Source organism: Rhodococcus sp. NPDC058505 (genome assembly GCF_042720095.1).
In the GTDB taxonomy this organism is placed as follows: domain Bacteria; phylum Actinomycetota; class Actinomycetes; order Mycobacteriales; family Mycobacteriaceae; genus Rhodococcus_G.
In genome coordinates this window covers 63,958-89,365 of sequence record NZ_JBHXNB010000014.1, presented here as the reverse complement: position 1 = coordinate 89,365, position 25,408 = coordinate 63,958, and the positions used below count along the sequence as shown (strand labels likewise).

Genomic DNA, 25,408 nt, shown 5'->3' with positions numbered 1-25,408 from the left:
GGAGGGACGTTGGCGAAGGCAGGCGCGTCAGACCGCACGATCGGGTCGCTGGCCGCGCAACGGCGCAAGCGGGTCCGGCTGCTGCTCGGGGCGGTCGCCGTCGCGATCGCAGGCGCCGTTGCCGCGGTGCTGGTGGTGCAGCCGACCGACCTGGGCTTCGGTGCCGACGTCACCCCGACGACGGTCGCGGCACCGCCCCCGGTGGTCGCGACACCACAGGTCGCGCCCGTTCCGGCGGACGCCCCGGCACCGAACCCGGCCGCGTTGGCGGCGGCCCTCGGACCCGCACTGGCGAACCCGGGGCTCGGCTCGTTCACCGGCGTCGTCTCCGACGCGACCACCGGCGCCGTGCTGTGGAGCCAGGGCGCCGACACGCCGATGATCCCGGCCTCGACGACGAAGGTGCTCACCGCGGCGGCGGCGCTGCTGGCGTTGCCCCCCGAACATCGGGTCGCGACCCGCGTCGTGCGGGGCATCGAGCCGGGCCAGATCGTGCTTGTCGGCGGTGGTGACGTGACGCTGACCGCTCAGCCGCCCGGTCAGCCCGGCTTCTTCCCCGGCGCGCCGCGGCTCGACCACCTGATCGCGCAGGTCCGCGGGACCGGCGCGGCCGTGCAGTCGGTTGTCGTGGACACCGGTGCCTACGCGGGACCGCCGATGGCGCGGGGCTGGATGCCCGGCGACGTCGCCGCCGGCTACATCGCCCCGATCGAACCGGTGATGTTCGACGGCGGACGGCTGCGGCCGCTCGAGGACGAGTCGCCGCGCAGCGCAACCCCGGCGCTCGACGCGGGCCGTGCCCTTGCCGCCGCGTTCGGGGTTGCCCCCGACCGGGTCACGCTCGGCGCGGCACCCTCCGGTGCCGCGCCGTTGGCGTCGGTCGAATCCGCGCCGCTCCGGGTTCGGCTCGGGCAGATGATGCGGTTCTCCGACAACGTGCTCGCCGAGGCGATCGGCAGGGAGATCGCGGCGCGGGTCGGCACGGAACCGTCCTTCGCGGGCGCAACGACGGCGATCACCGACACCCTGTCCGCCGCCGGATTCGACATCGGTGGCGTGCTGCTGCACGACGCCAGCGGGCTGTCGGTGGACGGGCGCATCCCGGCGCGGCTCCTCGACCGGATCCTGGCCGCGGCGACCGGTGACGCCACGCCCGCGCTCCGCCCGATGCTCGACTACCTCCCGGTCGCCGGCGCGACCGGGACCCTGTCCGCGCGGTATGGCAGCGGCGGCGCCGCGGGCTGGGTGCGGGCGAAGACCGGCACCCTGTCCGAGGCCAGCGCCCTCGCCGGGTACGTCACCGACGTCGGAAACCGGGTCCTCACCTTCGCGTTGATGTCCAACGACCGCGCACCGGACGCGAGTAGGCCCGCCCTCGACGCGATCGCCTCGACCCTGCGGTCCTGTGGGTGCACGTGACCGGCGAACGCGGGCTCGCTGGCGCGGTCGACTGGGAGTGGGCCGCCCGCGCCGGTGTCCTGCTGACCCGGCCGGGGCCGAGCACCAGCCGCGCCGACGCGGAAGCGGTGGTCGCGGACCTGTCCGCCGCCGCGGTCCGGGCCGAGGGCCCGGTTCGGGAGGTCACCGGGCTCGCCGACGGGTTGCCGGTCCCGCAGGCGCGGATCGTCGACCGGGCCGGATGGATCACCGCCGCCGCCGCGTCGATGGCCCACCTGACCGGTGACGACACCGCCGAAACCGGCCTGCTCCGCGGACGCCCCGCAGGCGTGCAGGCGGGCGCGGTGCTGGCCTTCCTTTCGTCGGCGATCCTCGGCCAGTACGACCCGTTCACCGGGGACCACGGCACCCTGCTGCTCGTCGCGCCGAACGTCGTCGGCGTCGAACGGACCCTGCAGGTGCCGCCCGGCGACTTCCGGCTCTGGGTGTGCCTGCACGAGGTGACGCACCGCGTGCAGTTCTCGTCGGCGCCGTGGATCGCGGAGTACATGCGCGAGACCGTCGCGACCCTCGGTGCCGTCGGCGACGATTCGCTCACCGACCTGATCGGCAGGCTCACCACCGCGGTCCGGGACCGGCAGGCGGGCCGGGAGCAGGCCCCCGAGGACCGCGGCGTCGTCGGCCTGCTCCGCGCGACACAGGCCGAACCGCAGCGTGCCGCCCTGGACCGGCTGTTGATGCTCGGCACCCTCCTCGAGGGGCACGCCGACCACGTGATGGATGCCGTCGGCCCTGCGGTGGTTCCGTCGGTCGCGCGGATCCGGCGCGCCTTCGACCAGCGGCGCGCCCGCCGGACCAACCCCGTGCAGCGGTTGCTGCGCGCACTGCTCGGCATCGACGCGAAGATGGCCCAGTACGTGCGGGGCAAGGCGTTCGTCGATGCCGTCGTCGCCGAGGTCGGGATGAGCGCGTTCAACACGATTTGGACCGGACCCGACACCCTCCCGAGCACCGCGGAGGTGGACGACCCGGCGAAGTGGATCGCCCGGGTGCTCGCGTGACGAACAGCCCTCCGCCGGTGGGCCCCGGGCTGCTCGAGGTCCGGCACGCGGTCCGCCGGTGGCTGCGCGCGCATCCCGCCGTCGACGGAGTCGCGGTCGCGCTGTCCGGCGGTGCCGACTCGCTGGCCCTCACCGCGGCCGCCGCCGTCGAGGCGGGACCCGTGCACGCCCTGGTCGTCGACCACCGGTTGCAGGCCGGGTCGGGGGCGGTCGCGCGGCGCGCCGCGGACCGGGCGCTGGCGCTGGGATGCGTCACCGCCAGGGTGCTTCCGGTCGACGTGACCGGGCCGGGTGGCGTCGAGGCGGCCGCCCGCAGGGCCCGGTACGCAGCCCTCGACGGGGCGCGGGACGGCAGACCGGTGCTGCTCGGCCACACCCTCGACGACCAGGCCGAGACGGTGCTCCTCGGATTGGCCCGCGGATCCGGTCCGCGATCGATCGCGGGCATGCGCGACTGGGACGCGCCGTGGGGGCGGCCGCTGCTGCCGGTGCGCCGGGCCGTCACCGACCGTGCCTGCGCCGAGCTCGGGGTGCCGCCGCACCGCGACCCGCACAACGCCGATCCCGCGTTCACCAGGGTCCGGCTGCGGACCGAGGCGCTGCCCCTGCTCGAACAGATCCTCGGCGGCGGCGTCGCGTCGGCCCTTGCCCGGACCGCGGAACAGCTCCGGGAGGACGGCGAGGTCCTCGACGCGGCCGCGTCCGGGCTGCGGCGCGCCGCGACCCTGCCCTCGGACGCCGCGGGTGACGAACTCGACACCGAGATCCTCGCCCCGGCGCACCCGGCGATCCGCAGGCGGGCGCTGCGGGAATGGCTGCAGCTCAGGGGGGCCACCGGCCTCACCGCGACCCAGCTGCGTGCGGCCGACGACCTCGTCGGCCGCTGGCGAGGGCAGGGTGGGGTTGCGCTCGGCGGCGGCGGACGGGATGTCAGGTTGGTGCTGTCCCGGCGGCATGGCAGGCTGTCGGTCGGGTTCGTCACGCGCGAGCCGGCAGGTCGATGAACGAAGGGGCACCCGCCGTGTACGAAGGCGACATCGCATCGGTTCTGATCTCCGAAGAGGAGATCCGCGACAAGACGGCCGAGCTGGCCGCCGCGATCGCCGAGAAGTTCCCGGACGGCGCGCCCGAGGGGGATCTGCTGCTGGTCGGCGTCCTCAAGGGCGCGATCTTCTTCATGACGGACCTGGCGCGGGCGCTGCCGATCCCGACGCAGATGGAGTTCATGGCCGTCAGCTCGTACGGCTCGTCCACCTCGTCGTCCGGAGTGGTGCGGATCCTCAAGGACCTCGACAAGGACATCGCGGGCAGGAACGTGCTGATCGTCGAGGACATCATCGACTCCGGGCTTACGCTGTCCTGGCTGATGCGCAACCTGTCGACCCGCAACCCGGCCTCGCTGACCGTGGTGACGCTGCTGCGCAAGCCCGAGGCAACCAAGATCGACGTGGATGTCGAGTGGGTCGGTTTCGACATCCCCAACGAGTTCGTGGTCGGCTACGGACTCGACTATTCCGAGCGCTACCGGGACCTGCCGTACATCGGCACCCTCGACCCGAGCGTCTACGGCGGCTGAGCCGGTCACCGCGTCGATGGGCCGGGCACCGGTTCCCGCGCACAATGGACGGATGGACCCCGAGTTCACGGTCTCCTCGGTCGCCGCGCGGGTGCGCACCGGAACACTGACCCCGACCGCCGCCGTCGACGCCGCGCTGACCCGGATCGCCAGGCGGGACCCGCGGCTCGGTGCATTCGTCACGGTTCGCGCCGACGAGGCGCGGGCCGAGGCCGAGGCCGTCGCCGCCCGGCCCGACCTGACGTCCCTGCCGCTGGCCGGGGTGCCGATCGCGGTCAAGGACAACGTGCCGGTCGCAGGCCACCGGCTCGGGAACGGTTCGGTCGCCGGACCGGCGACCCCCGCGGACTCCGATCATCCGGTGGTGGCCCGACTGCGGGCGGCCGGTGCGGTCGTCGTCGGGCTGACCGCCGTCCCGGAACTGTGCGTGTGGGGCGCCACCGACACCCCGGCCGCGATCACCCGCAACCCGTGGAATCCGGGTGTCACCGCTGGCGGCTCGTCGGGCGGATCCGCGGTCGCGGTCGCGTCCGGCATGGTGCCCGGCGCGCACGGCGCCGACGGCATGGGTTCGATCCGCATTCCGGCCGCGGCCTGCGGGGTGTTCGGCATCAAACCGGGCCGCGGCGTTGTGCCCGCCGATCTCGGCGTCGACTCGTGGTTCGGCATGTCGGAGAACGGCCCGATGGCGACCACCGTCGCGGACGCGGCGCTGCTGCTGTCGGTGATGGCGGGCCGCCCCGATCTCGCCGAGGTCGGTGATCCCGGCGCGCTGCGGATCGCGGTGTCGGTGCGATCCCCGCTCCCGGCGGTGCGCGTCGACCCGCACTGCCGGGCGGTGGCGGAACGGGCGGCGGCCGTGCTCGGCGGGTCCGGGCACCGGGTCGCGACCGCGCCGCTGCCGTACCCGCTGAACCCGCTGCCGCTGCTCGCCCGGTGGACCGCGGGCACCGCCGCCGATGCGGCCGGACTGGACGCGTCGCTGCTGCAGGCCCGCACCCGCGGGCACGTCGCGGCGGGCCGCGCGCTGGCCGCGTTCGTGAAGCCGGGACAGGTCGAACGGCTGGACCGGGCGCTGCGCGGGTACTTCACCGGGCATGACGTGGTGATCACGCCGACCCTGGCGTCCGCGCCGATCGCGGCGGACCGGTGGAGCGACCGATCGTGGCTCGCGAACCTCGTCGCCAACATCCGCTTCGCGCCGTTCCCGTCGTTGTGGAACCTGGCCGGGTGGCCCGCCGCGAGCGTGCCGGCGGGCATCCACCCCGCAACCGGAACGCCGCTCGGCGTGCAGATCGCCGCCCCGCCCGGCGGCGAGGGCCGGATCCTGGCGGTCGCGGCGCAGCTGGAACGGCTGCTGCCCTGGCAGCGGGTCGCGCCGGTGTGACACAGCTGGTCGCGCCGGTGTGACAGTGTCGCGCCGGTGTGACGGTAGCGGTCAGGGAAGGCCGCGGAAGAAGGCACGGAGGTCGTCGGCGAGCAGCTCCGGCTCCTCCATTGCCGGGAAGTGGCCGCCCGCGGTGAACTCGCTCCAGTGGTCGACCGCCTGCCACGGGTCCAGCGCGCGGCGCATCAGCGGGTGGGTGTCGAACACGGCCCACCCGGACGGCACGTCGGCGGCCATGATCCAGTCGAGTCCGGAGTGCTCGCCCTCGTAGTAGAACTGCGCGCTCGACGCGCCGCTGCGGGTGAACCAGTACAGGCTGATGTTCGTGAGGAGCTGGTCGCGGTCGACCGACTCGTCCGGCGTCCGATTGGCACCGGACCTGGTCTTGAACTTCTCGGCGATCCACGCGAGCTGACCGACCGGCGAGTCGGTGAGCGCCGCGCCAATCGTGTCGGGACGATGGTTCTGCATCTCGAGATACCCGCGCTCGGCCGCGACCTCCGTGCGCATCGCCTCGATCTGGGCGATCTCCTCCTCGGACAGCCCGTCGGGGGAGGGGAACTTGTCGCCGACGAACGCGAGCAACCGGGATTCGGCGCCGATGTGCGTGCCGATCACCCGTTCGGGGAACCGCGCTGCGAGGCGGCCGACGATGCCCGACCCGATGTCGGTGCCGTGGGCGGCGAATCGCTCGTAGCCCAGACGCGTCATGATCTCGGCATAGGCGTCCGTCGTCCGCCCCAGCTCCCAGCCGGTCCCGGACAGCGGGGTGGAGAACCCGAAGCCGGGCAGCGACGGGATGACCACGTGGAACTCGTCGGCCAGCAGTGGGATGAGTCGCTGGTACTCGACGAACGAGCCGGGCCAACCGTGGCTCAGCAACAGCGGTGTGGCCGCCGGGTTCGCCGATCGGGCGTGCACGACGTGGAAGGTCTGGCCCTCGACGACCGTCGTGACCTGTTCGTACTCGTTGAGCTTCGTCTCCTGCACCCGCCAGTCGAACCCGTCACGCCAATAGTCGGCGAGCTCCTCCAGGTACGCCAGCGGGATGCCCCGGCTGAAGTCGGTGCGATCGGTTCGGCCCGGCATCGGGGCCGGCCAGCGCGTGTGCGTCAGCCGGTTGCGCAGGTCGTCGACGTCGGCCTGGGGGATGTCGATGCGGAAGGGGGTGAGCGCGTTGTTCTCGTTCATGACGCCCAGGCTGTCCGATAATGCGGCAGGATTGCTTCCGCAATTGCTGGAATGATCGAGAACATGTTGGCGACCTCGGCCCGACTTCTCGAACTGCTGTCGTTGCTCCAGCTCAAGCGGGACTGGACGAGCTCCGAGCTCGCGGGCCGGCTCGAGGTGAGCACCAGGACGGTGCGCGCCGACATCGGCAAGCTGCGGTCACTCGGCTATCCCGTGTCCGCGCGTCCCGGCGTCGCGGGCGGATACCGGCTGGCCGCCGGGACGGCGATGCCCCCACTGCTGCTCGACGACGACGAGGCGGTCGCCGTCGCGGTCGGGCTGCGTGCGGTCGCGACCCAGCGACTCGGGGTCGCGGAGACCTCCCTCACCGCGCTGGCGAAGTTGGAGCAGGTGCTGCCCTCGCGCCTGCGTCGGCGCGTCGAGGCGGTGCGCGAGGCGACGAGTGTCGTTCCGGGAACGCAGCCGTCGCTCGATCTCGCGGCGCTCGGCGCGACGGCCGCCGCGATCCGTGGCCACGAACGCCTCCGATTCGGATACACCAAGCCCGGCGGCAGGGAGGAGGCCCGCCACACCGAACCGCAACGGCTGGTGAGCTGGGGACCGCTCTGGTACCTGCTCGCGTGGGACCTCGACCGCGACGGCTGGCGGGTCTTCCGGGTCGACCGCATGGTTCCGCACGCACCGACCGGTGCGCGGTTCCGGCCGCGCGTGATCCCGGAGGACAGCGTCGTCGGATACGTCGTCGGGCGGGTCAGCAGGGCGTCCTGGAGGTATCGCGCGCGCGTCCTCGTGCATGCTCCCGCCGCGACGGTTGCCGCGAGGATCACCTTCCCCGTTCCGGTCGACATCGAGGTGGTCGACGAGTCCACCTGCCGCGTCGAGTTGGGCGCCGACGACCCGGACCGGCTTGCGCTGTGGTTGACGCAGCTCGACGCCGACATCGAGGTGATCGACGGAGACGCGCTTGCGGCGGCGTTCCACCGCCTCGCGACGAGGTTCCGCCGCGCGGCGGGCGGCGCACCCACGACCTGACCGCCGGCGCGGCCCTAGGACACGTCTTCCCTCCGATGCTCCTGCGCGACGACCCGTTCCAGCGCGCGCAGATCCGTCTCCAGCTGCCGGAACAGCCAGTACGCGCAGATGAACGCGATGATCGCCCCGACGGACAGCACCCGGACGGCGCCGATGACCTGGCCGATCTGGTCCGGGTCAAGGAAGGTCACGCCGGCGACCGCGACCAGCGGCACCGACGCCGCGACCGCGAGATAGCGGGTGCTGCGCCGGTCCAGGCCGCGGAGATTGCGATCGTCGTCGCTGCTGGTGATCCCCAGCGGCAGCAGCACCGGATACAGGTAGCGGACGGCGTAGAACGCGACGAAGAAGAACGGGTAGGCGACCGCGATCGCACCGCACACCAGCAGTGACCCGAGGAAATGCACGTACGCGCGGGCCGGAATGCCACCCGCGACCACCTGCAGCGCGATCGGGTAGGCGAGTCCGGCGATCGCCCACAACCCGAACACGACGACCGCGATCCGGTCACCGAGCAGGAGGGTGTCGGTGCGCGCGCGGGCCAGGGTCGCGGTGTCGTATCCGCGGCCCTTCCGCAGCCCACGCGGAACGGTCAAGGGGTACCGGCACAGGAACAGCAGCACGATCGCGCCGGTCGGGAACGCGATCGCGTTGATGACGAACTGGATCTGCTCGAAGTGCCGCTGCGCGAGCGGAGCAAGGGTGTCGATGATCAGCGTCTTGTTGTGGTGATAGTTGTAGGCACCCGCCAGCGCGTTCGGGATCACCCCGGCGGCGATTAGGATGGGCACCGCCCACCGCTGCAGCGCCCGGCGGTGCCTGCTCGGCGGCGGGTCGACGAGGTCGCGGGCGTGCGGGTCCAGGCACAGCCTGCACTGGCGGGCCAGCTCGATCCCGCTCGGCCAGCGCCGGTCCGGGTCGGGGTCCAGGCAGGTGAGCAGGATGCGCCGCAGCGTGGCCGGGCAGTCCGGAGGAAGGGCAGCCCCGGCATCGGGCCCGACACCGGCCTCGCGGGCCGAGATCATCCGGTCGAGCGCATCCGGGGCGGCCGAGTCGACGTCGGGGAACGGCCGGTGCCCGGTGAGCAGTTCCCACAGCACGACACCGAGCCCGTAGATGTCGCTGCGGGTGTCGAGGTCGGCGGCGGCGGCGGGCCGGGCCGGGTCGCAGGCCCGCAGCTGCTCGGGGGACATGTAGGCGAGCGACCCCCCGAAGTAGGCGACCGGGCTGGTGCCCGTGAGCCGATCGCTGAAGCTGATGTTGAAGTCGGCGAGTTTCGGGACTCCCTCGGCGGTCAGCAGCACGTTCGCCGGTTTGACGTCGCGGTGCAGAATGCCGTGCCTGCCGGCATGGTCGAGTGCCTCGGCGAGCCTGCGCCCGATCCACGCGACGGTGTCCGGCCACGACAACGCCGCGATCTCGTTCCGGACACTGGAGTCGGTGGGCCGGAGCTCGCCCTTCGCGTCGAGGGTCGCGTCGATCGCGTCGAGCAGCAGTGCGCCGGACCGCCGCGTTTCCGGGGTCTCGCGGACCCGCCGCAACACCCCGAGCAGCGTGCCCCCGGGCACGTACTGCATGTACAGCAGCTTCATCCCCAGGTCGGGGACGAGCCGCTGGTCGAAGACCCGGACGATGTAGTCGTGGTCGAGTTGCGCGAGGGTCTGCGGTTCGGTGCCGTGGTCGCGGGAGATCTTCACCGCGACCAGCCGCTGCAGGGACCGCTGCCTGGCAAGGAATACCCGCGCGAACGCGCCGCGTCCGAGCGCGACGAGCAGGTCGAAGTCGTCGATGCGGTCGCCGACGTCGAGGTCGTCGATGGTGCGCCGGTCGCCAGCCGGCGCGGTCACGGTCTGCGCGTCGCCGGGGTGCGCGGGGTCCCGGGCGGTGCCGGTCAGCAGGTCCTCGAGGTCGGCGGACCGATCGAACATCTCCCGGGAGTACTCGTTCGCGCACTCGGTGTCCGGCGCGTCCGTCGATGCGGTCGCGTCGGGTGCGGGTCGGTGCTGGCGTTTGGTCATGGCGGCTGCCCCGTCGCCGCGGATCAGTGCGGTGGGTTGCGGCGAGGCTGCCTTCCAGGATATCCCCGGGGACGGGACGCACTTCCGGTCATGGTTCCCGGGTTCGGGCGGGCCCGCCGAGGATCACGGTCACGACGACGGCCCGCACCATGCCGAGCGCAACGAGCACCCACGCGGCGAGCGCGACCCAGAACCAGTGCGTGCCGACCGCCTCGACGAAGGGCAGGTGGTTGGCGCGGCCCAGGTACATTCCGGCGACCGAGTACATGCCGAGCGGGAAGACCACACTCCACAGGGTCGGCTCGTAGCGGAGCGGGATCCGGTGGAGGGCGTGCCGCCACACCCCGGCCGCGACGAGGACCGGGATCAACCAGGTGGCGAACGACCAGAACATCACCGACAGCCCGGCCGTGACCCCGCGGGTCACCGCGACCATCGGGGTGTCCGCCATCTCGACGACGCGGGCGCCCGCGACAACGGTGATCGCGACGGCGCCCATCGCGACCCAGTACGGCGGGTCCAGGTCCTCCGGTCGCAGCGGGTACAGCATGGCGCGCAGCGCGACGAACACCGCGCAGGCCGCGTACAGCACGACCCCGAGCGACCACGCCCCGATGGCGAGGATCGACAGGTAGTCGCGATGCGCGGGCAGCGCCTGTTCGAGACCGGCCGCGACCACCGAGATCGACTGGCTGGCGACCACCCAGATGAACCAGGTCCCGTTCGCGGTGTCGAGCATCGGGCGGTGCCGGTTGCTCAGGACCGCCGTCCACGGGACCACGTAGCCGAGCAGGATCCACACCAGCACCGACACGGTCAGCAGGGTGGTCGCGAGACCGATGTGCCCGGTCCCGACCAGCGCCGCGCCGAGGACGTTGGTCGCGGCGATGAACGTGAAGAAGCCGAACGCCCGGGACGGGTCGTGGAAGTCGTCGGACATCCGGTGCCGGAACCCGACGAACCGCCAGACGTTCAACACGAGTAGGACGGCGTAGAACACGACCGCAATCCAGAAGAGCACCGCGGCCAGTTCGGTGAACCCTCGCAGTTGCGCGCCGATGCACACGATGCCGGTCGCCATGACACCGGCGAAGTAGCCGGGGGTCAGCTCGGCGACGCGGCGCAGCCGCCCACCCGCGGGCGGTGGCGTGGTCAGAACGGCCACGGCGGCAGGACCGGCAGACCCGGCCGCGTCGGCCTGCCGATCAGCCAGGCAAGCAGCTCCGGTCGCGGAAGGTCCGGTGCCGCGAGGTCCGCTGCGACCGCAGCGAGTTCCGGCAGCTGGGTCGCGAGCGTCGACTCGACGAACTCGGCGGGCCAGTCGGCGTAGCCGTACCCGACGTCGAGGTCGAGGTGATGGATCTCCAGCTCCCGCCACCGGAACACTGGGAGGTCGCGGGCGGTGATCGGCTTGCGCCACCGTACCGGGGTGTCGTGCCGGTCGGGGCTGAGCGATCGGAGGTCGGCGGCGAGCCTGCGGCCCGCGAAGCGGAGGTCGGCGGCGAGCAGGTCGACCGGCCGGTCCGCGCCCTCCTCGATCGCGGCCGCGCGCGCGTCCGGGCCGCCGGGATACATCTCGCGGGGGGTGCCGTCCGCGACCCCGAGCGTGAACCGGCGCAGCCCGTCGGCGTTGCGGGCCAGGTGCGTCACCACGTGCCCGCGGGTCCAGCCAGGCAGCGCGGATGCCCCCCGCGCATCCTGCTCCGTCAGGGCGGACACGGCCCGCTCGAGACGTTCCTGGGATCGGTCGAGCTGGTCGAGGACCTCCGGATGGGACAGCATCATGCTCGCCGACAGTAGCGGCCGCGGAGGACAACAGTGGGGACATCGGAACCATCGCGTCGGACCGCGCGTTGGACAGGTGGAGACGTGCGCCGACCCGCGCGTGCTGACGGAGATCACCGGTGCCGTTCGCGGTAATCTTTTGTTGTCCGGTGAGCAGCCGGAACGCCGGCGCACCGAGCTCGACCCGAGCTGGAAGGCTCGGCCGGAACTGGAAAGGACTGGCCCGAAGCGGCTGAACCTGTATGAATCGCAAGACAGTGTTTCGCAACCTGGCGATCGTCGCCGGCATCCTGCTGATCATCTATGCGTTCAGCTACTTCGGCAACGACACTCGCGGGTACACGAGTGTCGACACCTCGGTGGCGATCGCGCAGTTGGACGCAAAGAACGTCACCGACGCGCAGATCGACGACCGGGAACAGCAGATCCGCCTGACCCTCAAGCAGGGCAACGAGGACACGGACAACGCGACGCAGATCATCGCGAAGTACCCGAGCGCCGCGGCCGAACAGATCTTCACCGAGGTCCAGCAGGCCGGTCTCGAGAAGTACAACACGAAGATCACCCAGCAGGGCTGGTTGTCGCAGATCCTGCTGTTCGTTCTTCCGATGGTGATCCTGCTCGGCCTCTTCATCTTCGTGATGGGCCGGATGCAGGGCGGCGGCCGCGGCGGCGTGATGGGCTTCGGGAAGTCGAAGGCCAAGCAGCTGTCGAAGGACATGCCGAAGAACACGTTCGCCGACGTGGCGGGCGCCGACGAGGCCGTCGAAGAGCTGTACGAGATCAAGGACTTCCTGCAGAACCCGGCCCGTTACCAGGCGCTCGGTGCGAAGATCCCGAAGGGCGTCCTGCTGTACGGCCCGCCCGGCACCGGCAAGACGCTGCTGGCCCGCGCGGTCGCCGGTGAGGCCGGGGTTCCGTTCTTCACGATCTCCGGCTCGGACTTCGTCGAAATGTTCGTCGGTGTCGGCGCCTCCCGGGTCCGCGACCTGTTCGAGCAGGCCAAGCAGAACAGCCCCTGCATCATCTTCGTCGATGAGATCGACGCCGTCGGCCGACAGCGTGGCGCGGGCCTTGGCGGCGGGCACGACGAGCGCGAGCAGACCCTCAACCAGTTGCTCGTCGAGATGGACGGCTTCGGGGACCGCACCGGCATCATCCTGATCGCGGCGACGAACCGCCCCGACATCCTCGACCCCGCGCTGCTGCGGCCGGGACGCTTCGACCGCCAGATCCCGGTCAGCAACCCGGACCTGGCGGGCAGGCGGGCGATCCTGCGGGTGCACTCGCAGGGCAAGCCGCTCGACCAGCATGCCGACCTGGAGGGCCTGGCGAAGCGCACCGTCGGCATGTCCGGCGCCGACTTGGCCAACGTCATCAATGAGGCGGCGCTGCTGACCGCCCGTGAGAACGGCGCGGTGATCACCGAGGCCGCTCTTGAGGAGTCGGTGGACCGGGTCATCGGCGGTCCGCGGCGCAAGAGCCGGATCATCAGCGAGCACGAGAAGAAGATCACCGCGTACCACGAGGGCGGTCACACCCTCGCCGCGTGGGCGATGCCGGACATCGAGCCGATCTACAAGGTGACGATCCTGGCCCGCGGCCGTACCGGCGGGCACGCGATGACCGTCCCCGAGGACGACAAGGGTCTGATGACCCGCTCGGAAATGATCGCCCGCCTGGTGATGGCGATGGGCGGCCGTGCCGCCGAGGAACTGGTGTTCCACGAGCCGACGACCGGCGCGTCCTCCGACATCGACCAGGCCACCAAGATCGCGCGCGCGATGGTCACCGAGTACGGCATGAGCGCGAAGCTCGGCGCCGTCCGCTACGGGCAGGAGGGCGGCGATCCGTTCCTCGGCCGCTCGATGGGGCAGCAGTCGGATTACTCGCACGAGGTGGCGCGGGAGATCGACGAGGAGGTGCGCAACCTGATCGAGGCCGCGCACACCGAGGCGTGGTCGATCCTCAACGAGTACCGCGACACCCTCGACGTGCTGGCCGCGGAGCTGCTCGAGCACGAGACGCTGACCCGCAAGGACCTGGAGAAGATCTTCACCGGCGTCGAGAAGCGTCCCCGGATCACCGCGTTCAACGACTTCGGCGACCGGATCCCGTCCGAGAAGCCGCCGATCAAGACCCCGCGTGAGCTGGCGATCGAGCGTGGGGAACCGTTCCCGGAGGAGCCGGTCCGCACCCCGACGTTCGCGAACCGGGACGCGGCTCCGTCGGCGGTGCCGCCGCAGCCGGGTGTGCCGCAGGCCGGCGCGCCGCAGCCGCCGCAGAACGGCTACCAGGTTCCGCCGGGCGGCTACCCGGCGTACCCGCCGCAGCAGCAGCCCCCGCAGGGGTCGATGCCGGACTACGGTGCGCCCGCCGGATGGTCCGCGCCGGGCTGGCCCCCGCGCGGCGAGGCCCAGCACACCAGGCCGGTCGGGAACCCGTACCCGGAGCCGGTGGAGAACCCGTACGCCGGGTATCCGCAGTGGAATCCGCCGCCGCAGCCGCCCCAGGCGCCGCACCAGGGCGCCCCGGCCGAGGAGCAGGATCCCTCCACGCAGCGGTGGGACGGACCGAACGGGCAGCAGTAGATCGCTGCGCACTAGTGTTTGCACCGCCCGTCGCGGACGGGCGGGGACGCGGTTGGAACGAAGTGGAGGTGCGATCAGGTGTCGGTTCGTCAACTCGGCGGCGCGGAAACGAATGAGGCGGACGAGGTGCTGCGGTCGGTCGGGTCCGGTCGTGCCTTCGACCAGGCGCGGGCCGAGGCCGCCGTGCGGGAGCTGCTGATCGCCGTCGGCGAGGACCCGGACCGGCCCGGGCTGCTGGACACGCCCGCCCGGGTGGCGCGGGCGTACCGCGAGGTGTTCGCTGGCCTCTACACCGAGCCCGACGAGGTGCTCAACACCACCTTCGACGAGGGTCATCAGGAGCTGGTCCTAGTCCGGGACATCCCGATGTACTCCACCTGCGAGCACCACCTGGTCTCGTTCCACGGTGTCGCGCACGTCGGCTACATTCCCGGCTCGACGGGCCGCGTGACCGGCCTGTCGAAACTGGCGCGGGTGGTCGACCTGTACGCCAAGCGTCCGCAGGTGCAGGAGCGGCTGACCAGTCAGATCGCCGACGCGCTGGTGCGCAAGCTGGATCCGCGTGGCGTGATCGTCGTGGTCGAGGCCGAACATCTGTGCATGGCGATGCGCGGCATCCGTAAGCCGGGCGCGAGCACCACAACGTCGGCGGTCCGGGGGATCTTCCAGTCCAGCGCCGCCTCGCGCGCCGAGGCGCTGGATCTCATCGTCCGCAGGTGACCATGCTCCCGACACCGGGTCGCTGCGCCGTGATGGGGGTGCTCAACGTCACGAGCGACTCGTTCTCCGACGGCGGCCGCTACCTCGACCGCGATGCCGCGGTCGCGCACGGTCTGGAACTGCGCAGGCTGGGTGTGGACATCATCGATGTCGGCGGTGAGTCGACCCGGCCGGGAGCGCAGCGCGTCGACCCCGAGGTCGAGGCACGGCGGGTCGCGCCGGTCATCGCCGACCTCGCCGCTGAGGGCATTCCGGTCAGCGTCGACACGATGCGGGCGTCGGTGGCGGAAGCGGCGATCGAGGCGGGCGTGAGCGTCGTCAACGACGTGTCCGGGGGTCGGGCCGACCCGGCGATGGCATCGGTACTCGCCGATGCCGGGTTGCCGTGGATCCTGATGCACTGGCGGTCCGCGGGCGAGTACGTCCACGCTGGCGGGGTGTTGCACTACGGGGATGTGGTCACCGAGGTGTGCGACGAACTGATGGGGTCGGTGGACTCCGCGGTCCGGGCGGGCGTCGATCCGTCCCGCCTGATCCTCGATCCGGGACTCGGGTTCGCCAAGACGGCCGAACACAACTGGGCGCTGCTCGGTGCGCTCCCACGACTGACCGGGCTCGGCTTCCCGGTCCTGATCGGCGCGTCCCGGAAGCGGTTCCTCGGCACCCTCCTCGCGGACCAGGGCGGCGACCGGGTGCCCGACGGGCGGGAGGTCGCGACGGCGGTGGTGTCGGCGTTCGCGGCCCGCGGCGGGGCATGGGGTGTGCGGGTGCACGACGTCAGGGCGTCTCGGGACGCGATCGCGGTTGCGCAGGCCTGGCCTGCGGCGGAGGAGGTCGACGGTGTCTGACCGGATCGAGTTGCGGGGCCTGCAGGTCCGCGGCAATCACGGCGTGTTCGACCACGAGAAGCGGGACGGTCAGGACTTCTTCGTCGACGTGACCCTGTGGCTGGACTTGGCGCCGGCCGCCGCGTCGGACGACCTCGCCGACACCTACGACTACGGCACGCTCGCGCAGACCGCCGCCGACATCGTCGCCGGGCCGCCGCGGGACCTGATCGAGACGGTCGCGGCGGAGATCGCCGACGCGGTGCTGCTGGACGCGCGGGTGAACGCGGTCGAGGTGACCCTGCACAAGCCGTCGGCGCCGATCCCGTTGACGTTCGCGGACGTGGCGGTGGTGGCCCGGCGATCCCGCAAGGGCCTGCGCGGATGAGTCGGGCGGTGCTGTCGATCGGGTCGAACCTCGGCGACCCGGTCGCGAATCTGCGGTCGGTGGTCGATGCGCTGGGGGATCGGCTGGTCGCGGCGTCCGGGGTGTACGCGACGGCGCCGTGGGGTGGGGTGGAGCAGCAGGACTTCCTCAACGCCACCCTGATCGTCGACGATCCGGACCTGAGCTGCCGTGGCTGGCTAAAGTTCGGCCAGCATCTCGAGCAGCAGGCGGACCGGGTCCGGGACGTCCGCTGGGGGCCGCGAAGTCTGGATGTGGACGTGGTGGACTGCGCGGGCACGGTCAGCGCCGACCCCGAACTGACGTTGCCGCACCCCCGGGCGCACCTGCGCGCCTTCGTGTTGCTGCCGTGGCTCGAGATCGACCCCGACGCGTCGTTGACGGTCGACGGCACCCCGGTGCCTGCGCGGGATCTGCTTGCCGCGCTCGATCCCGAGGAGATCGCCGGGGTTCGGCGAACGGACGCGAGGCTGGTGCGGTCGTGATGAACCCGACGCGAGTCCGCGACCTGGTCGGGTTGGCGCTGTTCGCGACGATCGCGACCTGGCTGTTGGTGCGCGCGTTCTACGGTTCGCTGCCGCCGATCTCGGTGTTTGCGGGAGCATCGCTCTACCCGGTGGCGTTGATTGAGGTTGTGCTCGCGTTCGTGATTCGGGCCCGCATCGAGGATCATCGGATCGGGCCCGACCGGCATCAGCTGCACCCGATCACCGCGGCGCGTGCGGTGGCGCTCGCGAAGGCATCGGCACTGGTGGGTGCCGCGAGCGCGGGCGTGTGGTTCGGTCTGCTGCTGTACCTGCTGCCGAAGCGGGCCGAGGTCGATGCGGCAGCGCAGGACATGACCGGGACCCTGGTCGGTGTGCTCGCCGGCGTGGTCCTGGTCGCCGCCGCGATGTGGCTCGAGCATTGCTGCCGGACCCCGGACGAACCGCCGGACGAACCGGCGATGTAGGTCGATCGGGTCGGGAATCGCCGCGGGCGCACCCCGGCGCCGCCGCGGGCTGCCGCTATCCTGGGGCCCATGACAGCTTCTGGTCGCGCGGGTTCGATGCGGAGGGGCAAGCGCAGCGCGAGCCAGATGATCGCGGCCGGTCTCGTGGTGCTCGCGGTGGTCGCCAGCCTGTTCCTGATCTTCAGTGACAGCGTGCAGGTGCTGCGCATCGGCCTGATGGCCGCATTGTGGGCGGCCGTGATCGGCGCCATCGCGATGACCCGGTACCGCCGGGAGTCCGCGGCGGACAAGGCGAAGATCCGGGATCTGCAGACCGTGTACGAACTTCAACTCGAGCGGGAGATCGGTGCCCGCCGCGAGTATGAGGCAGGCGTCGAGGCGCGGGTGCGCAGCGAAGTCGCCGTTGACGCGTCCGAGATCGCCGCGCTGCGCGCCGAACTCGCCGCGCTGCGTGGGAGCCTCGAGGTGCTGTTCGAGGGCCGGATGCCCGCGGACCGGGTGGCGATCGAGGCGGAGCGGTCCACGATGGGCCAGTTGTCGGCGGGTGCCGCCGCGGTACGCCCGCCGGTCCCGTTCGCGCCGAACCCCGCATACGTCGAGCCGGGCGCCGGGCCGACCTTCGCCTCGCCGTTCGACGAACCCGTGACGGCCGAGGTGTCGGTTGTCGCCGAGGACGCGGCCAGCGCCGTTACGCCTCCCGCCGACGTCCCTCCCGCGGACGCTCCTCCCGCGGACGCATCTCCCGCCGACGACGCGCTGAGTTCGCGTCGCGCACGGCGTCGCGCGGCGGAGGACCGCGGCACCGACGACGAGTCCGCCGGTGCCCATTCCAACGGGCTCTCGGTCGCCGAGATCATGGCGAACATGCAGGCCGCAACCGCGGATCCGGATGCGGCAAGGACCGGCCGCCGCAGGCGCGGGTGAGCCGTAGATCACTTTTCCGACCGTGGCGGTCGGTCCCGCCCCCCGACTATCCTCGCTGTGAACGTCCGGTACCCGCGCTGCGGGACTGGAACGAACGAGAGGAACAACGGTGACCTCATTCGAGATCACTCCAGGTGGGTCCGTCGGCGACCCGGCGCCAGCCCGATTGACGGTGGGCATCGTCTCGGCGGGACGGGTCGGCACCGCCCTTGGCGCGGCCCTCGAACGAGTCGGCCATCCGGTCGTCGCCTGCGCCGCGGTGTCCGACGCCTCGGTGCGACGCGCACAGCAGCGACTGCCCGACACCGAGATCCTGCCCGCGACCGACGTGGCGGCCCGCTCCGAACTTCTGATCCTGGCCGTCCCCGACGACGAACTCCCCGACCTGGTGCACGGCCTCGCGGCGACCGGATCGGTCCGGCCCGGCACCATCGTCGTGCACACCTCCGGCGCGAACGGGATCGGTGTGCTGGCGCCACTGGCCCGGGCAGGCGCATTGCCGCTGGCGATCCACCCGGCGATGACGTTCACCGGGCACGACGAGGACGTTGCCCGGCTGGCGTCCAGTTGCTTCGGGATCACCGCGGCCGACGAGATCGGCTACGCGATCGCGCAGTCCCTGGTTCTGGAGATCGGCGGCGAGCCGGTTCGGGTGCGCGAGGAGGTTCGGCCGCTCTACCACGCTGCCCTCGCGCACGGCAGCAACCATCTCGTCACGCTGGTGTCGGACGCGGTCGCGGCGCTGCGGGTGGCCTTGTCCGGTGACGAGTTCTTCGGCCAGCAGGCCGTCGACGGCGAGCCGAACGGGGTGGCCGAACGGGTGCTCGCGCCGCTGCTGTCGGCCGCGCTCGACAACGCCCTGCGGCGCGGGCCCGCCGCGCTGACCGGACCGGTGGCGCGGGGTGACCGTGCGGCCGTCGCAACCCACCTGCGCGTGCTCGCGGAGGTGGATCCCCAACTCGCCGGGGGCTACCGGGCGATGTCGCTGCGGTCGGCGCAGATCGCCGGGGCGGACCCGGCGTTGATCGAGATTCTGGAGGACCGATCGTGAACGGCTACACACGCGGTGAACTGACCGTGCACCGCGAACCCGCCGAGCTGACGAAGGTCACCCGCGCACTGCGCGGTGTCGGTAGGCAGGTCGCGCTCGTCCCGACCATGGGCGCCCTGCACGCGGGCCACCTGGAACTGGTGCGGCAGGCGAAGCTGCGCGGTGCGGTCGTTGTGGTTTCGATCTTCGTCAATCCGCTGCAGTTTGCGGCGGGGGAGGACCTCGACGCCTATCCGCGGACCCTCGACGCGGACCTGGAGCTGCTCCGCGGTGAGGGGGTGGAGCTGGTGTTCGCCCCGACCGCCTCAGCGATGTACCCGAACGGTCAGCGCACCACGATTCATCCGGGGCCGCTCGGGGAGGAACTCGAAGGCGCCAGCAGGCCAACTCATTTCGCCGGGATGTTGACGGTGGTGGCGAAGCTGCTGCAGATCGTGGCGCCGAACACCGCCTACTTCGGCGAGAAGGACTACCAGCAGCTGACGCTGATCCGGCAGATGGTTCGAGACCTGAACGTCGACGTCGAGATTCGCGGAGTCCCCACGGTCCGCGAGCAGGACGGGCTGGCGCTCTCCTCGCGCAACCGCTACCTGGACGAGGAGCAGCGTGCCGCGTCCGCAACGATTTCCGCGGCCCTCGTCGCAGGCGCCCACGCCGCGGCGGGCGGTGCGGACGCGATCGTCGCCACCGCCCGGGAGGTGCTCGCGACGGCGCCCGACATCGTCGTCGACTATCTCGAGGTGCGCGGTGTCGACCTCGGTCCGGCCCCCGAACGGGGTGACGGGCGCCTGCTGGTCGCGGCCAGGGTGGGAGCCACCCGGCTGATCGACAACGTCGGTGTCGCCGTCGGCACCGGATTCCTCGAACGGGACGTCGATACCCGTACCACCGGCGACGACCAGTTCGCTCGTTAGACCATTAAGGGGCAGTTCATGTTTCGCACGATGATGAAGTCGAAGATCCACCGCGCCACCGTCACGCACGCCGACCTGCACTATGTCGGCTCGGTGACCGTCGACCAGGACCTCATGGACGCCGCCGACCTGCTCGAGGGGGAGCAGGTGTGCATTGTCGACATCGACAACGGCGCCCGCCTTGAGACCTACGTCATCGCGGGAGAGCGCGGGAGCGGCGTCATCGGAATCAACGGTGCGGCAGCACATCTCGTAAATCCGGGTGACCTAGTCATCCTGATCGCCTACGGCGTGATGAACGAGCAGGAATGCCGGGATTACGACCCGCGGGTGGTGTTCGTCGACGCCGACAACCGGCAGGTCGAGCTGGGCTCGGACCCGGCGCACGCACCCGAGGGATCGGGCCTGATCACCCCGCGCATGCTGAGCACCCTCGAGAACACCTCGGCGCTGGTGTAACCGTGCTGCTGGCCGTCGACGTCCGCAACACCACCGTCTCGCTCGGGCTGTTCGCCGGAAGCGGGGAACACGCACGGCTGGAGCAGGACTGGCGCATGCGCACCGATCCGCGGATGACGGCCGACGAGTTGGCGTTGATGCTGCGCGGACTGCTCGGGGCGAAAGTCGAGCAGGTCGTCGGAGTCTCGGCGCTGTCGACGGTGCCGTCGGTGCTGCGCGAGCTGCGGGTGATGCTGTCCCGATACTGGGGTCACGTCCCGCACGTTGTCGTGGAGCCGGGGGTCCGGACCGGGGTGCCGTTGCTGGTCGACAACCCCAAGGAGGTCGGGGCCGACCGGATCGTGAACAGTCTTGCCGCCCACCATCTCTACGGCGGCCCGTGCATCGTCGTCGATTTCGGTGTCGCGACCTGTGTTGATGTCGTGTCCGACAAGGGGGAGTTCCTCGGCGGCGCGATAGCGCCGGGCCTCGAGACGTCCACCGACGCGCTTGCCTCGCACTCGGCCGCGCTGCGCAAGTTCGAGCTGGTGCGACCCCGCGCGGTGGTCGGGAAGAGCAGCGTTGAGTGCATGCAGGCCGGCGCCGTGTTCGGGTTCGCCGGGCTGGTCGACGGACTGGTCCGCCGGGTGCGGGCCGAGCTGCCCGCCTTCGCGGGCGACGACGTGACGGTGATCGCGACCGGGGACAGCGCACCCCTGGTGATGCCGGAATCCGAGACCATCGCCCATCTGGAGCGCGACCTCGCGCTTGAGGGCCTGCGGATCGTGTACGAGCGCAACCAGGCTCGACGGGCGGCGAAGCGTCCGCCCGTGGCGTGACGCGTCACCACGGACGGACCCTTTGCCGATCTCCGGTTCTGTGTCACACTGGTCGACGTGATTGCTCGCATGGCCACCCGGGAGTGTTGTCGAGGCTGACTGCCGCCTCGACTCGTTGAGGCACGTCATTTCGCCTCGGCCGATTTCACCCTCCCGGAGTCACATCCATGTCTGATCTGCATTCCCTGTCTTTCCCATCCCCTCGGATCTCGGTGTCGCCGAGCCGCCTGAAGCCCGCCGACCTGCTGCGGATAACCGACCAGGGCGCAAGCGACGTCCTCGACGGGCGTTACGCCCCGCTGCTCCCCGAGCGCTGGTGGACCACCGAACGCTGGTCCGCCCGACTGCACGCCGACGACGATGTCGATCTTTGGCTGATCAGCTGGGTTCCCGGTGAGGCGACCGAGCTGCACGACCACGCCGGCTCGCTCGGGGCGCTCACCGTCCTCAGTGGAAGTCTCGCCGAATATCGGTGGGGTGGAAGCGAACTCAAGTACCGCACCCTCGATGCCGGGGACCAGGCCTCGTTTCCGCTCGGCTGGGTGCATGACGTCGCGCTGGCACCGGAGGCCGACGCCGACCCGGGACCGCCGACATTGAGCGTGCACGCCTATTCGCCACCACTGACCGCGATGTCCTACTACGAGGTCACCGACCATGGCAGCCTGCGCCGCACCCGCACCGAGCTGACCGATTTCCCGGAAGGACTGTCGGCATGACCATCGACGAGATGCTCGACGACGCCCGCACTCACCTCGACCGCCTGACCGTGTTCGAACTGGCCGAGGCGCATCGGCGCGGCGCGATCGTCGTGGACATCCGGCCGCAGGCCCAGCGCGCACGCGAGGGGACGCTGCCCGGTGCGCTCGCCATCGAACGCAACGTGCTCGAGTGGCGGCTCGACCCGTCCAGCAGCGCGCCCCTCGCCTTGGCCGTCGACCGCGACGTCGAATGGGTGATCGTCTGCTCCGAGGGCTACACCTCCAGCCTCGCCGCGGCGTCGCTGCGCAGGCTTGGCCTGCACCGAGCAACCGACTTGGTCGGCGGGTACCAGGCGATCAAGGCGGCCCGACTGCTCGGCGCGCTGATGGCCGAGCGGCACTGCACCCGGGAACTGGCGGCCGTATCGGCGCACTGACCCCCGGGTCGGCTCCGCCGCCGTGGCCCCGGGTCGGCTCCGCCGCCGTGCGCCCGGGTCGGCTCCGCCGCCGTGCGTGATTCTTACCCCGACCGGGGTAAGAATCACGCACGGTGACGAACCGTTAGTCTTGTCTTCCGTGAGTGACGCACCCGCCCAGCCTGTAGACGACACCCCCGAGCAGCTGCGCATCCGCCGCGAGAAGCGGGAACGGATCCTCGAGCAGGGGCAGGAGGCCTACCCGGTCTCGGTGCCGCGCACCCACGCCCTCGCCGAGATCCGGGCGAAGTACCCCGACCTGGAGCCGGACGCCGCGACCGGCGAGCAGGTCGGCGTCGCTGGCCGGGTGATCTTCGTCCGCAACACCGGCAAGCTGTGCTTCGCGACCCTCCAGGAGGGCGACGGCACCCAGCTGCAGGCAATGCTCAGCCTCGCGAACGTCGGTGTGGACGCGCTCGCGGCGTGGAAGTCCGACGTCGATCTCGGCGACTACGTGTTCGTGCACGGCGAGGTGATCAGCTCGCGTCGCGGTGAACTGTCGGTGATGGCCGATTCCTGGCAGCTCGCCGCCAAGTCGCTGCGTCCGCTCCCGGTCGCGCACAAGGAAATGAACGAGGAATCCCGGGTCCGGCAGCGGTATGTCGACCTGATCGTGCGCCCGGAGGCAAGGGAGATGGCCCGCAAGCGGGTCGCGGTGGTGCGTGAGCTGCGCAACGCGCTCGAACGGCGCGGATTCCTCGAGGTCGAGACCCCGATGCTGCAGACCATCGCGGGCGGGGCCGCCGCGCGTCCGTTCGTCACGCATTCGAATGCGCTCGACATCGACCTCTACCTGCGGATCGCGCCGGAGCTGTTCCTCAAGCGCTGCGTCGTCGGCGGAATCGAAAAGGTCTTCGAGATCAACCGCAATTTCCGCAACGAGGGCATCGACTCGACGCATTCGCCCGAGTTCGCGATGCTCGAGACCTACGAGGCCTACGGCACCTACGACGATTCCGCGACGATGATCCGCGAATTGATCCAGGAGGTCGCGCAGAACGCGCTCGGCACCCAGGTCGTCACCCTCGCAGACGGGACCGAGTACGACCTGAGCGGCGAGTGGAAGACGATGGAAATGTATCCGTCGCTGTCCGCCGCGATCGGGGCATCGGTCACGCCGGACACCACCGTCGACGAATTGCTCGCGCTTGCCGCGAAGGTCGGGCTCGAGGTGCCGAAGGACAAGGGGTACGGCCACGGCAAGCTCGTCGAGGAACTGTGGGAGCACCAGTGTGGTGATCAGCTGAACGAGCCGACCTTCGTCCGCAATTTCCCGGTCGAGACGTCGCCGCTGACCCGGCAGCATCGGAGCCTGCCCGGGGTCACCGAGAAGTGGGACCTGTACGTCCGGGGGTTCGAGCTGGCGACCGGGTACTCGGAACTCGTCGACCCGGTCATCCAGCGGGATCGCTTCGTCGACCAGGCCCGCCTCGCCGCGGCAGGCGACGACGAGGCGATGGCGTTGGACGAGGAGTTCCTCGCGGCGATGGAGCACGGCATGCCCCCGACGACGGGGACCGGGATGGGCATCGACCGGCTGCTGATGGCGTTGACCGGATTGGGTATCCGGGAAACGATCCTGTTCCCAATTGTGCGCCCATCCGCACGCTGATCCATTTCGAATAGATTTGTCGAGCTCGAGCACTCGCAATTCTCGCCCCGGGGGTACACTCGCGGAATCCGGTGCGCGGGGCCCGGAATACGGAATTGTTCGAAGGGAACTCGGGACATGGCAAAGAAGGTCACCGTCACTCTTATCGACGACGTGGATCAGGAATCGACCGCCGACGAAACGGTCGAGTTCGGGCTCGACGGGGTGACCTACGAGATCGATCTCTCCTCGGAGAACGCGGCGCGACTGCGGGATCAGCTCGAGGAATGGGTCGCGCACGCCCGCCGGTCGACCGGCAGGCGGCGTGGAAAGCCCGCTCCAGCGGTAGGAAAGTCGCGGGTCGCTGCCGATCGGGAACAGAGCGCGGCGATCCGTGAGTGGGCACGACGAAATGGTCACCCGGTTTCCGCGCGGGGACGAATCTCCGCAGAAATCACCGAGCTCTACAACAAGGCGAACTGAACCGTCGTCCCTACTCGCACGTTTCGCCTGTCCGCGTCCGGCTGCACTGCTAGCCTGCGCGGACAGGCGAACACGGTGCGAAAATCAGGGGGAATGACGTGCGGGTGCGAAATGTCGTCGCGGCGAGAGTCGGCGCGGTTCTCGTCGGGATTGCGTCCCTGTTCTTCGGCGGCGTCGCGGGCGCGACGCCGCTGCCCGTGCCCTACCAGTTCCTCGCCGGCGTTCCCCTGGAACTCGGCAATCCCGGCGGGTCCGCGCCCGGCTCCAACGACTGGTCGTGCACCCCGACCGCGGAGCACCCGAATCCGGTGGTCCTCGTCCACGGCACCGGCGGAAACCGGCAGACCAACTGGGCAACCTATGCGCCACTCCTCGCCAACGAGGGGTACTGCGTCTACTCGCTGACCTACGGCGCCTACGAGCAGCTGCCCTGGCCGTTGAACGCGATCGGCGGGATGCGGCCGATGGAGGAGAGCGCGGCCGAACTGGGCGCGTTCGTGGACCGGGTGCTGGCGTCGACGGGGGCGGCCAAGGTCGACATCATCGGACACTCCCAGGGCACCTTGATGCCCACCTACTGGGTGAAATATCTCGGCGGCGCCGACAAGGTCGACCGGTACGTGTCCCTCGCACCGCTGTGGAAGGGGGAGGGCGCGTTCGACCTGCCCCGTGCCCTCGCGTCGTACCGCGATCTCGGTGTCGACGCGGCGGGCCCGGTGATGGCACCGTTGTGCGGCGCGTGCGGGCAGTTCCTTGCCGGCTCACGGTTCATGACCCAGCTGCGGGACGGCGGCGTCTACGCCCCCGGCGTCACCTACACGAACATCCTCACCCGGTACGACGAGCTGGTGGTGCCGTACACCAGCGGCTACGAGGAGGGCCCGAACGCGACCAACATCGTCGTCCAGGATCACTGCGCCCAGGATTTCGGCGACCACCTGTCGATCGCGGGCGAACCCGTTGCCGCCGCCCTGGTGCTCAACGCGCTCGATCCGGCGCATCCGCGGCCGGTCCCGTGCGTGTTCGTTCCGCCGGTGGTCGGCTGAG

26 protein-coding genes are annotated in these 25,408 nt (G+C 70.9%); 22 read left to right on the top strand and 4 right to left on the bottom strand.

Annotated elements, in window-relative coordinates; all coding sequences use genetic code 11:
- Positions 1 to 39 precede the first annotated feature (39 nt).
- The 5 genes from dacB to ACFWPA_RS12880 are packed head-to-tail and all read left to right on the top strand — an operon-like array spanning position 40 to position 5,422.
- The gene (gene dacB, locus ACFWPA_RS12900) at positions 40 to 1,419 is read left to right on the top strand and encodes a D-alanyl-D-alanine carboxypeptidase/D-alanyl-D-alanine-endopeptidase (protein WP_378570418.1); all 1,380 of its coding nucleotides are present in this window, start codon (positions 40 to 42) and stop codon (positions 1,417 to 1,419) included.
- Positions 1,416 to 2,459 carry a zinc-dependent metalloprotease gene (locus ACFWPA_RS12895; RefSeq protein WP_378507491.1) on the top strand — a complete coding sequence of 348 codons (1,044 nt, stop codon included), beginning with the start codon at positions 1,416 to 1,418 and terminating at the stop codon, positions 2,457 to 2,459. The genes dacB and ACFWPA_RS12895 overlap by 4 nt, the downstream gene beginning before the upstream one ends.
- Entirely contained in the window at positions 2,456 to 3,463 is a 1,008-nt protein-coding gene (tilS, locus tag ACFWPA_RS12890; RefSeq protein ID WP_378507490.1) for a tRNA lysidine(34) synthetase TilS, read from the top strand. The genes ACFWPA_RS12895 and tilS overlap by 4 nt, the downstream gene beginning before the upstream one ends.
- 17 nt (positions 3,464 to 3,480) lie before the next feature.
- The gene (hpt, locus tag ACFWPA_RS12885; protein WP_378507489.1) at positions 3,481 to 4,035 is read left to right on the top strand and encodes a hypoxanthine phosphoribosyltransferase; all 555 of its coding nucleotides are present in this window, start codon (positions 3,481 to 3,483) and stop codon (positions 4,033 to 4,035) included.
- Between the two features lie 52 nt (positions 4,036 to 4,087).
- Positions 4,088 to 5,422 carry an amidase gene (locus ACFWPA_RS12880; RefSeq protein ID WP_378507488.1) on the top strand — a complete coding sequence of 445 codons (1,335 nt, stop codon included), beginning with the start codon at positions 4,088 to 4,090 and terminating at the stop codon, positions 5,420 to 5,422.
- A gap of 51 nt (positions 5,423 to 5,473) precedes the next feature.
- On the opposite strand, the gene ACFWPA_RS12875 is transcribed toward ACFWPA_RS12880, so the two are convergent.
- A complete protein-coding gene (locus ACFWPA_RS12875; RefSeq protein ID WP_378507487.1) occupies positions 5,474 to 6,613 on the bottom strand; it encodes an epoxide hydrolase family protein in 1,140 nt (379 codons plus the stop codon).
- Positions 6,614 to 6,676: 63 nt separating this feature from the next.
- Here ACFWPA_RS12875 and ACFWPA_RS12870 point away from each other — a divergent pair, with 63 nt between their 5' ends.
- Entirely contained in the window at positions 6,677 to 7,645 is a 969-nt protein-coding gene (locus ACFWPA_RS12870; protein WP_378507548.1) for a helix-turn-helix transcriptional regulator, read from the top strand.
- 14 nt (positions 7,646 to 7,659) lie between these two features.
- On the opposite strand, the gene ACFWPA_RS12865 is transcribed toward ACFWPA_RS12870, so the two are convergent.
- From ACFWPA_RS12865 to ACFWPA_RS12855, 3 genes are all read right to left on the bottom strand, one after another.
- Positions 7,660 to 9,663: a serine/threonine-protein kinase gene (locus ACFWPA_RS12865; protein ID WP_378507486.1), complete on the bottom strand. Its 2,004-nt coding sequence runs from the start codon at positions 9,661 to 9,663 to the stop codon at positions 7,660 to 7,662.
- 88 nt (positions 9,664 to 9,751) lie between these two features.
- Positions 9,752 to 10,828 (bottom strand): tellurite resistance/C4-dicarboxylate transporter family protein, encoded by a 1,077-nt coding sequence (locus ACFWPA_RS12860; RefSeq protein WP_378570402.1) that lies wholly within the window; start codon positions 10,826 to 10,828, stop codon positions 9,752 to 9,754.
- Entirely contained in the window at positions 10,816 to 11,448 is a 633-nt protein-coding gene (locus tag ACFWPA_RS12855; protein WP_378507484.1) for a maleylpyruvate isomerase family mycothiol-dependent enzyme, read from the bottom strand. Before ACFWPA_RS12855 ends, ACFWPA_RS12860 begins: the two co-directional genes overlap by 13 nt.
- A 242-nt stretch (positions 11,449 to 11,690) precedes the next feature.
- Between ACFWPA_RS12855 and ftsH the strand changes: the two genes are divergently transcribed.
- The 16 genes from ftsH to ACFWPA_RS12775 all read left to right on the top strand — a co-directional run bounded on the left by ftsH (position 11,691) and on the right by ACFWPA_RS12775 (position 25,407).
- Positions 11,691 to 14,039, top strand: coding sequence for an ATP-dependent zinc metalloprotease FtsH (ftsH, locus tag ACFWPA_RS12850; RefSeq protein ID WP_378507483.1), 2,349 nt, complete (start codon positions 11,691 to 11,693; stop codon positions 14,037 to 14,039).
- 78 nt (positions 14,040 to 14,117) lie between these two features.
- A complete protein-coding gene (folE, locus tag ACFWPA_RS12845; RefSeq protein WP_378507482.1) occupies positions 14,118 to 14,759 on the top strand; it encodes a GTP cyclohydrolase I FolE in 642 nt (213 codons plus the stop codon).
- A gap of 2 nt (positions 14,760 to 14,761) precedes the next feature.
- Entirely contained in the window at positions 14,762 to 15,607 is an 846-nt protein-coding gene (gene folP, locus ACFWPA_RS12840; protein ID WP_378507547.1) for a dihydropteroate synthase, read from the top strand.
- Positions 15,600 to 15,974: a dihydroneopterin aldolase gene (gene folB, locus ACFWPA_RS12835; RefSeq protein ID WP_378507481.1), complete on the top strand. Its 375-nt coding sequence runs from the start codon at positions 15,600 to 15,602 to the stop codon at positions 15,972 to 15,974. Before folP ends, folB begins: the two co-directional genes overlap by 8 nt.
- A complete protein-coding gene (gene folK, locus ACFWPA_RS12830) occupies positions 15,971 to 16,477 on the top strand; it encodes a 2-amino-4-hydroxy-6-hydroxymethyldihydropteridine diphosphokinase (RefSeq protein WP_378507480.1) in 507 nt (168 codons plus the stop codon). Before folB ends, folK begins: the two co-directional genes overlap by 4 nt.
- On the top strand, positions 16,477 to 16,944 hold the full coding sequence (locus ACFWPA_RS12825; RefSeq protein WP_378507479.1) for a DUF3180 domain-containing protein: 468 nt from the start codon (positions 16,477 to 16,479) through the stop codon (positions 16,942 to 16,944). Before folK ends, ACFWPA_RS12825 begins: the two co-directional genes overlap by 1 nt.
- A gap of 69 nt (positions 16,945 to 17,013) precedes the next feature.
- Entirely contained in the window at positions 17,014 to 17,868 is an 855-nt protein-coding gene (locus tag ACFWPA_RS12820; RefSeq protein WP_378507478.1) for a DUF6779 domain-containing protein, read from the top strand.
- Positions 17,869 to 17,977: 109 nt separating this feature from the next.
- The gene (locus ACFWPA_RS12815) at positions 17,978 to 18,919 is read left to right on the top strand and encodes a Rossmann-like and DUF2520 domain-containing protein (RefSeq protein WP_378507477.1); all 942 of its coding nucleotides are present in this window, start codon (positions 17,978 to 17,980) and stop codon (positions 18,917 to 18,919) included.
- Complete coding sequence (gene panC, locus ACFWPA_RS12810) at positions 18,916 to 19,833, top strand: pantoate--beta-alanine ligase (protein ID WP_378570400.1); 918 nt, start codon at positions 18,916 to 18,918, stop codon at positions 19,831 to 19,833. The genes ACFWPA_RS12815 and panC overlap by 4 nt, the downstream gene beginning before the upstream one ends.
- Positions 19,834 to 19,851: 18 nt before the next feature.
- Positions 19,852 to 20,292: an aspartate 1-decarboxylase gene (gene panD, locus ACFWPA_RS12805; RefSeq protein ID WP_378507475.1), complete on the top strand. Its 441-nt coding sequence runs from the start codon at positions 19,852 to 19,854 to the stop codon at positions 20,290 to 20,292.
- Positions 20,293 to 20,294: 2 nt separating this feature from the next.
- Positions 20,295 to 21,110, top strand: coding sequence for a type III pantothenate kinase (locus ACFWPA_RS12800; protein ID WP_378570398.1), 816 nt, complete (start codon positions 20,295 to 20,297; stop codon positions 21,108 to 21,110).
- Between the two features lie 167 nt (positions 21,111 to 21,277).
- Positions 21,278 to 21,829 (top strand): cysteine dioxygenase, encoded by a 552-nt coding sequence (locus tag ACFWPA_RS12795; RefSeq protein WP_378570396.1) that lies wholly within the window; start codon positions 21,278 to 21,280, stop codon positions 21,827 to 21,829.
- Complete coding sequence (locus ACFWPA_RS12790; RefSeq protein WP_378570394.1) at positions 21,826 to 22,248, top strand: rhodanese-like domain-containing protein; 423 nt, start codon at positions 21,826 to 21,828, stop codon at positions 22,246 to 22,248. Before ACFWPA_RS12795 ends, ACFWPA_RS12790 begins: the two co-directional genes overlap by 4 nt.
- Before the next feature lie 139 nt (positions 22,249 to 22,387).
- Positions 22,388 to 23,899: a lysine--tRNA ligase gene (gene lysS / locus ACFWPA_RS12785; protein WP_378507471.1), complete on the top strand. Its 1,512-nt coding sequence runs from the start codon at positions 22,388 to 22,390 to the stop codon at positions 23,897 to 23,899.
- Positions 23,900 to 24,016: 117 nt separating this feature from the next.
- Positions 24,017 to 24,361: an Lsr2 family protein gene (locus ACFWPA_RS12780; protein ID WP_378507470.1), complete on the top strand. Its 345-nt coding sequence runs from the start codon at positions 24,017 to 24,019 to the stop codon at positions 24,359 to 24,361.
- Between the two features lie 104 nt (positions 24,362 to 24,465).
- Positions 24,466 to 25,407, top strand: a complete 942-nt coding sequence (locus tag ACFWPA_RS12775) for an esterase/lipase family protein (RefSeq protein ID WP_378507469.1) — start codon at positions 24,466 to 24,468, stop codon at positions 25,405 to 25,407.
- Position 25,408: the final 1 nt, after the last annotated feature.

Coding starts and splice junctions, on each gene's coding strand:
- ACFWPA_RS12880 (WP_378507488.1), top strand. CDS start 4,088: ATGGACCCCGAGTTCACGGTCTCCTCGGTCGCCGCGCGGGTGCGCACC.
- ACFWPA_RS12875 (WP_378507487.1), bottom strand. CDS start 6,613: ATGAACGAGAACAACGCGCTCACCCCCTTCCGCATCGACATCCCCCAG.
- ACFWPA_RS12870 (WP_378507548.1), top strand. CDS start 6,677: ATGTTGGCGACCTCGGCCCGACTTCTCGAACTGCTGTCGTTGCTCCAG.
- ACFWPA_RS12865 (WP_378507486.1), bottom strand. CDS start 9,663: ATGACCAAACGCCAGCACCGACCCGCACCCGACGCGACCGCATCGACG.
- ACFWPA_RS12855 (WP_378507484.1), bottom strand. CDS start 11,448: ATGATGCTGTCCCATCCGGAGGTCCTCGACCAGCTCGACCGATCCCAG.
- ftsH (WP_378507483.1), top strand. CDS start 11,691: ATGAATCGCAAGACAGTGTTTCGCAACCTGGCGATCGTCGCCGGCATC.
- folP (WP_378507547.1), top strand. CDS start 14,762: ATGCTCCCGACACCGGGTCGCTGCGCCGTGATGGGGGTGCTCAACGTC.
- folK (WP_378507480.1), top strand. CDS start 15,971: ATGAGTCGGGCGGTGCTGTCGATCGGGTCGAACCTCGGCGACCCGGTC.
- ACFWPA_RS12825 (WP_378507479.1), top strand. CDS start 16,477: ATGAACCCGACGCGAGTCCGCGACCTGGTCGGGTTGGCGCTGTTCGCG.
- ACFWPA_RS12820 (WP_378507478.1), top strand. CDS start 17,014: ATGACAGCTTCTGGTCGCGCGGGTTCGATGCGGAGGGGCAAGCGCAGC.
- panD (WP_378507475.1), top strand. CDS start 19,852: ATGTTTCGCACGATGATGAAGTCGAAGATCCACCGCGCCACCGTCACG.
- ACFWPA_RS12795 (WP_378570396.1), top strand. CDS start 21,278: ATGTCTGATCTGCATTCCCTGTCTTTCCCATCCCCTCGGATCTCGGTG.
- ACFWPA_RS12790 (WP_378570394.1), top strand. CDS start 21,826: ATGACCATCGACGAGATGCTCGACGACGCCCGCACTCACCTCGACCGC.
- ACFWPA_RS12780 (WP_378507470.1), top strand. CDS start 24,017: ATGGCAAAGAAGGTCACCGTCACTCTTATCGACGACGTGGATCAGGAA.